Here is an 8,241-nt window from a genome sequence, read left to right on the forward strand (position 1 = left end):
GGGGAATGGGGATGAGGGGGATAAGGGAGCAGAGGAGAAGTTCCAGTAAGTTTTTCCCCAATGCCCAATAGCTATTAGCAATTTCTAGTCCAAAATCCAAAATACTAAACCAAAAAAGCATGAATAGTGTGTGGTTGGATCTGCCACTAGCGGCGGATATTACCAGTCTTGGTAAGTTTAACCCGTTAGCGATCGCCTTCTTCTTTCTGTTTGTTGTCAGTTCTCTAGGCATTACTTTTTGGGCGGCAAAGCTGACCAAAAATACTGCCCACTTCTATACAGCTGGCGGTAATATCAGTGGTTTCCAAAATGGGCTAGCCTTAGCAGGAGACTTTATGAGTGCAGCTAGCTTTTTAGGTATCACTGGGCTGGTGGCACTCAACGGCTTTGACGGCTTAATTTATTCTATTGGCTTCCTGGTGGGCTGGCCGATTGTGATGTTTTTGATTGCGGAACCACTACGTAACTTAGGCAAATACACCTTTGCCGATGTAGTGGCTTATCGCTTACAACAAAAACCAGTCCGCATCGCATCTGCCATTGGAACGCTGGCAGTGATTAGCTTTTACTTAATTGCCCAGATGGTAGGGGCTGGGGAGCTAATTAAACTACTGTTTGGCTTTGATTATGAATTAGCCGTGGTCATCGTCGGTTGTGTGATGATGGCCTATGTGATTTTTGGTGGGATGATTGCCACCACTTGGGTACAAATTATTAAAGCAGTTTTGTTGCTCGGCGGAACTATCTTGCTAGCTATCTTGGTACTGGCAAGATTTGGTTTTAACCCACTCGCTCTTTTCGCCGCCGCAGCAGACAAGTATCCAGGTGTATTAGCTCCAGGCAAACAGGTTTCTGACCCGTTTGATGCCATCTCCTTGGGGATGTCGTTGATGTTCGGCACTGCTGGATTACCCCATATTCTGATGCGTTTTTACACAGTACCAGACGCTAAAGCCGCACGCGTCTCTGTTACTTATGCTACAGCTATTATTGGCGTTTTTTATCTCCTTACCTTCATCCTGGGCTTTGGAGCAATGGCGCTAGTAGGGCAAGATGCCATCAAGCAAATTGGGACTGGTGGTAACATGGCTGCACCGATGTTGGCAGAATTTCTCGGTGGTGATGCTTTCTTAGGCTTTATTTCTGCTGTTTCCTTTGCGACAATTTTGGCAGTTGTAGCGGGGTTAACCCTCTCAGGAGCGGCTGCACTGTCTCATGATTTGTGGGTGAACGTGGTGCGCTCAGGTCATGCTGACGAGTCAGAACAACTGAAGGTAGCTCGCGGCGCGACAATGGCTTTGGGATTACTGGCGATATTTCTGGGTATCTTGTTTAAAGGACAAAACGTCGCTTATATGGTAGGTTTAGCATTTGCGATCGCAGCTAGTGCCAACTTCCCAGCATTGCTGCTATCAATGCTTTGGCGACGCTTCACTACTAGCGGGGCGGTTGCGAGTATGTTAGTCGGTACTTTTTCTTCGTTACTGCTGATTTATTTATCACCTACTATTCAGGTGACAATTCTCAAGCACGCTTCTGCACCTTTCCCACTGAAAAATCCGGGATTAGTTACTATTCCCCTAGCGTTTATTGTGGCTATTGTCGTTTCACTATTGACTAGTGAACAACAAGCACAGGAAAAATTTGCAGAAGTTGAGGATCGCATTCACATTGGTTCTGGGATGTGATTTTGTCATTTGTCATTTGTCATTTGTCATTGGGAATAGGGTAATAATCTAATAGTTCTTCTTCCCCTGCTTCCCCTCCTCCCTACTCCCTACCTACTGTCCAAGCTCTTTGATGTTTTTCATCACTTGTTGATATAAGTCGTTGCTACCTTGACTTTGAAAGATGCTTGCTGCTTGTTGTAAATCCTTAATAGCTCCCTGTTTGTCTCCATTGGTGGCGCGGGCGTTTCCTCGGTTGTTGTAGGCAGGGGCAAAATTAGGGTTGAGGCGAATGGCTTGATTGTAATCTGCGATCGCACCCTTTGGATCTCCATTGGCAGCACGAGCATTTCCTCGGTTATTATAAGCGATCGCATATTTGGGGTTGAGGAGAATTGCTTGATCGAGATCGTCTATTGCCCCTTTTTTATCTCCATTGGCGGCGCGGGCATTTCCTCGGTTGTTGTAGGCTTCGGCATAGTTGGGATTAAGGCGAATCGCTTCACTGTAATCTTTCACTGCTTCTCTGTTACCTTCTAGTGAAGCGCGGGCATTCCCCAAGTTATTGTAAGCTTCAGCGTCGTTAGGATTAATGCGGAGGGCTTGATTGTAATCTGCGATCGCTTTTTCTTTGTCTCCCAAATCAAAGTAGGCTAATCCCCGGCCGTTGTAGGCAGCGCCATATTGAGAGTTTTGACTAATTGCTTTACTATAGGAAGCGATCGCAGCTTGTAAATCGCCGTTTAAATGCTGATTTTTTCCCTGAAGATAGAATTCTCCACCTCTGGAAGCTGTAGCTGAACGACGGCTAGGTGTAGTAACTCCTATTTCTGTCACCAAAACATTGTCATTCTTGCTACAAGAAACACTGCTAATTGCTGTCAATGTAGTAAAAATAGCTATGGTAAATATTTGATTTACCCTTGTTTGCTTTTGCCCAAATAAACGCCGTCTCATAATTTAATATAAACTGCCATAACACCTGAACACACTTAGTACCAAAATCTAGATTTTAATTCTTTAACTCAATTGTCATTCTAACTTTTGATAGACGTTTAAAGTCAATTAACAAATTTACCTGATATTCAATATATTTCTTTCATAGTTATATTAAATAAAAAATCTGAATTATAAAGTATAAAAATTGTCAATCCTACTTTTGCTTATTGTCATCTCTCTACTTCTTGACAATAGATTTCTCAACAGAAAACTACTGTTAATCATGTTTTTTAGGATACTTTTTGAAAAATATATTTGAAATGTTAAGATTTGTTTGAAATAATCACTCCCTAAATTCTGACATTTGTAGCCTTATAGACAATTTACTCATCTTCTGTTTCACTCTCTTGAGTTTTAGAAGTTAGCCGCCAAGAGGTAGTTTTTTCAATATCTACAGACAGTTGTTCCAGATTTGCCCCTAAATCTTTTTGGAGTTTCTGAGTTAATGTGACAGGGAAATCTAAATCAATATCTTGGGTTTGTACTAGCCTTAATAATTCTGTAAAACTAGCTTTGATTGTAGTGCGATCGGAACTTGTCAGCTTATGATAAGAAGTTTCAGATATATTCTGAGCTTGCATGGCTTTTTTCATCCGTTCTTGCAAATGCTCAAATTCTGAATTCAACAACTTGTATTGTTGCTCAAGTTGTGAGTATCTAGTACTTAGTGATATTAAATCTTCCGTTGCCGGTTCGGGGCTGGCTTGGGCTTGTAAACCTAACAAATTTAAGTGGATTTGAGCAAGATAAATACAGTCTAAGTAAGCATACTCTATCTGTTCTTCAGTCAGGGGGCGTTTTGCCCAATCGCTTGTTTGTTCTTGTTTATCGATATTGTTAAAGCTACAAAGTGCCGTAGCTATGGTTTTGAGTTGGTAATTAGGTAATGGCAAAAGATAGTAGGGAATTTTTTTTGCCATTTCCAAAGTACAAGTAATATTTTTAGCTTTCTTATTACCGAGAAGTTTTAAATCGTAACTAGCGTTGTGAAAAACTTTTTCAATGGCAGAATTTATCATAACTTCTTCAATAAATTCAGCTATAATATTAGGCTTATCTAACACATCTAAAAGGTAGACGCGATCGCCACTCATATCTTGAGGATTATCTAACACCTGAATCAGTGATAGTCGGGGATTACGACTTTTATAGTCAGCTACTTCTGTATCTATCCACAGTGTTTTTGCATTGGTATATTCAGCGACAATAGCACTAATTTCGCTGGCGGAAGTGAGGTAGGGCATTAGCCGATATTTCCTGGATATTTAGGGCATTGTAAGCAAGCCATAGTTTTATAAAGTAGCATTTAGTTGGTAATTTTGCTGGCACAATATTGCAAAAACACCGAAATTTTGAGTTGTGTAGGCGTAGATATCGCCAAACTTGCCTCAAATCTGATAACATCAAGTCACCACTGTAAGGCTGCATAGTCTACCCTCAAAAAAGCTCCTTAGCATCTACGCTAAGTTGACAGAGAGCGACAGACTCTATGCAGAGCTATGCTGGTTAGCAGCCGTTAGGAAAATTGAATTGGCGCTTTTCAAAAATGGCTGCAAAATCTGAGCCTTAAGAAATCGTCCAAGTTTCAGTTTTCAGTAACCTGAGTAATTGCTTGGGCACTTTTGCTACTTCACATTTAATTGCTTTTTAACATCTGCTCCTCAACATCACACACACCTCAATTAATCGCTTCAAATACTCAATTCGGAGATAGATAATGAAAAAGCTAATTCTATTACTAGTTAGTAGCATTTTGGTAGTTGGTACTTTTGGCTGCCAAGAGGCTCCTAAAACTGGTTCAGAAACTCCTAGTACTACTAATGAAGCTGCTCAAGTACCAGCAAAACCAGCTTCTGTGACAAATGAAACTGCTAAAGTTCCAGCAACAGAAGCTACTCCTTTAGCAGCTACCACAGATACTAAAGTTAAAACTGGTTCGGAAAAAACGGCCGCAACAAAAGTTAAGAGCGACTTAAAAACTGAAGTTAGCACAAAGTTGAACAAAGGTTTACCAGGCAATAAGTTACAAGTTGAAAACAAAGAGGGTGAAATTATCCTCAAAGGCACAGCAAGTTCTGCTGAAGAACTTAAGAAAGCTGAAACTTTGGCTAAGGAAGTTCAAGGTGTGAAGACGGTGAAGGTGGAAGCAAAAGTTGGAACTGCAAAAAAGCAATAAAAGAATAACTGAAGCTTTCAGTTAGTATCGGCATAAAAGCCAAATGGAGACTTACATCTGTGTAAGTCTCTGTTTTTTACTTGCTTAAATCAAATGTAAGCAGTAGGTAGTTGATGCCACTTGAATGACTTTCTAAACCTATAGTTAATAGTTAAAGTCTTATAAAAAAGACTGAAACCATTTTTCCGTCCACTTGAGTAAACTTTAGTTTAGCTATGACTTCTTTTTAGAAATACCTGAAAATCTCCAAGATGTAATTAGAGCGAAATTTGATTAGTCTAAAGTTTTTTCATGCAGTGCTTACCGCCAGCTTATCTACCAAGCAGTCTAAGTCTAATCCTGCCAAATCTTTTTCAGTTATGGTGATATATGGAGTTATAATTCTATATTCTCATCTTTCAACTTCCATTATTATTTGAACCTCGATAAATTCGCTCCATCTGCTCTGGAGAAAGGCGTTTCATTGGAAACCACTCAAATGCAGAAACAGACACTTTTTCATAAGGTTGAACATCATTTTGCTGGTTTTGAGGGGAATGCACTGCTACATTGGTATTTGCATACTGACCTCTGAACGACTCATCTATTTCTGATTCTGGAAGCTGAGTCTGAGGTAAAACATAAGCGTGCTTCTGGGGATCGTATGCGAAAACTTCTCCTGTTTCAATGTGATAAATCCAAGCATAAATGCTGAGTTCCCCCTGATAAAGCTTAGAGTGAATCACTGGATAAGTCCGCAAATTTTCAATTTGAGTAAGAACATTTTCGGCAATCATAATCTCTAGCAGTTCTTCTCCGTCATAGTCACTATAGTGGTCTATAACTAACCTTCGAGTTGCCTCTGCATATTTAAGCCAATCATGTACAAGCGGCATTTCATCGCTGAGACTGTGTAACTTCATTAATCCTTTCATTGCACCGCAATGAGAGTGACCACAAATAATAATTTGGCGAATATCTAAAGCTTGAACAGCATATTCAATTGTCGCACCTTCACCGCCATTACTTGCCCCATACGGTGGAATGATGTTACCTGCATTGCGAATGACAAATAATTCACCGACTTGGGCTTGTGTAATTAGATTTGGATCGAGACGCGAATCAGAACAAGTAATAAACAATACCCTGGGCTTTTGACCATGTGAAAGTTGCTCAAACAATTGTCGATGTGTCGAAAAATAGCTAGATTTAAATTCGCGCAGACCTTTAATTAATCTCTTCATTACTAAGTTCTACAAATATTTGCGGGTTAAGAGCCAAATCACAGAAAGCAGATTGAGGTAGTAAAGAGGGCTTTCTTTCTACGTTTTTAGAATTGTAAAGATTACTATATTATAAATTCATTTGGTGCTTTTAATATCCTCTACCAAATGGTAGAGTTGCTTTTTTCCCTTGCTCGCCTCTGTTCCTTAGCAAGTCACGTTATTAGTTATATCCTGAGATAAAAATGCGATCGCTTGGTTGTCATGATAAACCGATGATATATACAAACCAGATGATTCAAACTATACCAACTGCTTCACATTTGCACTTAAACCCTTATAAGATCAGACAAAAATGATTGTCGAATGGAGTAGTTAGCAACGTTCCATAAGTTCTTAGCAGCAAATGACATTGCATCTACTTGCTCCCTGATTCGCTGCTCTACTAACTGCATTACGCTATCATTAATGTGTGCATAAATGGTAATACAAAATGAGAGACAAGAGGTTAGTTGTCAGGGTAACGGAATATGAATTATTGCAGCTGCAACAAGAGGCGGATAACAGAGGGGTATCGAGTTCTGATGTTGTTAGGGCGTGGATTGCAAAATTACCAAAACCGAAAAAGACTATATCTGACTAGATTTGAATATATTTTAAGTAAAGTTTTTTAATACTTGTAATGAGGACTGACACAAAGACACGCAGACGCAGAGATTTTTGAATTACAAGTAATTTAATCTGACACGATTTTATCTGCTCTGGGAAAATTTGAATGGTCAGTTTGCGAGATCAAAATTTTCGCTGTACACTGAGCGATCGCCTGCGTTCAGCCTTTCGGATGAAGCTTGGAGTCTCACCGCAACGCATCTACCTACAATAATCCCCAATCCTCCCTCCTACCCTCTTGCGAATTTTTAATTAGTTGATACACTTGTTCTTCATTAGCCAAGTAAACCAGCGCCTATGGGTTGATTCAAGCGCGTTAATTAATATAATGCTTATATACCAATTAAAAAAAACTGAATTACACACTTTGAGCATTAAATGAGCATTATGGTAAATTCACCAAAGACACCAACAGGTAAGGCTAAAAAGGGACAAGTAACCATCAGACCTGACGGGGCTTGCATCAAGGCTTGTTTCCCCCGTTCGCCCTTCCCAGGCGAGAAAAATCAAGTAAAGAAGGCAACAGGTATATCGCTAGTCGATGGATGGGAGGACAAGGCAGATAACTTGCAACGACGGTTACAGATTGAACTAGATGAGGGGAAATTGACTAGCCCCAGCGGGATGTTTATTCTGAAACGGTTCAATGAAATTTTGGTTGAGTACAAACTAAGAGCCGACTTGAGAATAGTAGAGAGTGCTGTTACATCAAGTGGACAGTTACCGCCAAGACCTGAATTATCAACCCTTGAAATTTGGGATATGTATTGCGAGTACAAAAAAAACAGGGATTTAGCGATAACAACATATCATCAAGAGTTCAGGGGTGTTTATTACAGGGCAATTAAACAAGCAATAGAAGCTGTGGGAGAAAATAATCCATTAGGTGTCCATAACTGGCTACTTGAAAATAGGAATCATAAGACTGCTAAAGAGGTCTTGTCTCAGTTGTCTAAAGCTTATCGAATAGCAATGAAACAAAAACTAGTTTCAATTGACTTGTATGATGGGATGTCAGAGGACATACAGGTTAAGCGTAAGCCTAAAGTAATTAATCAGTCAGACGATATCGATAGCGACTCAGATATCCTTGACAGAACAAAGGCTTACACCTGGGATGAAGTGCAAATAATACTTGACTACGTTCAGATGAATTGTCCTCACTGGTTTAATTATCTTAAATTCAAATTCCTCACTGGTTGTAGACCTGGTGAAGCGGCTGGTTTGTGGTGGAATGATGTCAAGTGGGAACACGAGAATATTGTATTTGACAGAAGTTATGACTACCGATTAGGTATTCACAAGCCTACAAAAAACGAACACGCTAGAATCTTCCCGATGCCGAAAGATGGTGAACTATGGAAGCTTTTAAAGTCGATTCCGCAAGGGGAACCGAATGATCAGTAAACCAAAAAGTTTTTCCCCAAAGAGCGATCGCTAAAATACTGATAGCTTATAATACTAGTAAATACAGAATTCTCTAACCAGCAGAAATAGTATAGATTATGATTACTTATGATCAGTTGGT

The 8,241-nt window shown here is 39.8% G+C and carries 6 protein-coding genes; 3 read left to right on the top strand and 3 right to left on the bottom strand.

All coding sequences use genetic code 11. From position 1 onward, the window contains the following. Nucleotides 1–119: 119 nt before the first annotated feature. The gene (locus CDG79_RS37305) at nt 120–1,688 is read left to right on the top strand and encodes a sodium:solute symporter family transporter (protein ID WP_094346579.1); all 1,569 of its coding nucleotides are present in this window, start codon (nt 120–122) and stop codon (nt 1,686–1,688) included. Nucleotides 1,689–1,781: 93 nt separating this feature from the next. Here CDG79_RS37305 and CDG79_RS37310 read toward each other — a convergent pair whose 3' ends face one another. Then, the gene (locus CDG79_RS37310; RefSeq protein WP_094346580.1) at nt 1,782–2,624 is read right to left on the bottom strand and encodes a tetratricopeptide repeat protein; all 843 of its coding nucleotides are present in this window, start codon (nt 2,622–2,624) and stop codon (nt 1,782–1,784) included. A gap of 365 nt (nt 2,625–2,989) precedes the next feature. Further along, entirely contained in the window at nt 2,990–3,910 is a 921-nt protein-coding gene (locus tag CDG79_RS37315; RefSeq protein WP_094346581.1) for a ribonuclease D, read from the bottom strand. A gap of 473 nt (nt 3,911–4,383) precedes the next feature. On the opposite strand from CDG79_RS37315, the gene CDG79_RS37320 reads away from it, so the two are divergent. Next, a complete protein-coding gene (locus tag CDG79_RS37320; RefSeq protein WP_094346582.1) occupies nt 4,384–4,842 on the top strand; it encodes a BON domain-containing protein in 459 nt (152 codons plus the stop codon). A gap of 398 nt (nt 4,843–5,240) precedes the next feature. Here CDG79_RS37320 and CDG79_RS37325 read toward each other — a convergent pair whose 3' ends face one another. Next, nucleotides 5,241–6,065: a carbonic anhydrase gene (locus tag CDG79_RS37325; protein ID WP_094346583.1), complete on the bottom strand. Its 825-nt coding sequence runs from the start codon at nt 6,063–6,065 to the stop codon at nt 5,241–5,243. 1,035 nt (nt 6,066–7,100) lie between these two features. On the opposite strand from CDG79_RS37325, the gene CDG79_RS37335 reads away from it, so the two are divergent. After that, nucleotides 7,101–8,120 carry a hypothetical protein gene (locus CDG79_RS37335; protein ID WP_143855705.1) on the top strand — a complete coding sequence of 340 codons (1,020 nt, stop codon included), beginning with the start codon at nt 7,101–7,103 and terminating at the stop codon, nt 8,118–8,120. The last annotated feature ends 121 nt before the right edge of the window (nt 8,121–8,241 follow it).

This window comes from Nostoc sp. 'Peltigera membranacea cyanobiont' 232 (assembly GCF_002245985.1).
Taxonomy (GTDB): domain Bacteria; phylum Cyanobacteriota; class Cyanobacteriia; order Cyanobacteriales; family Nostocaceae; genus Nostoc.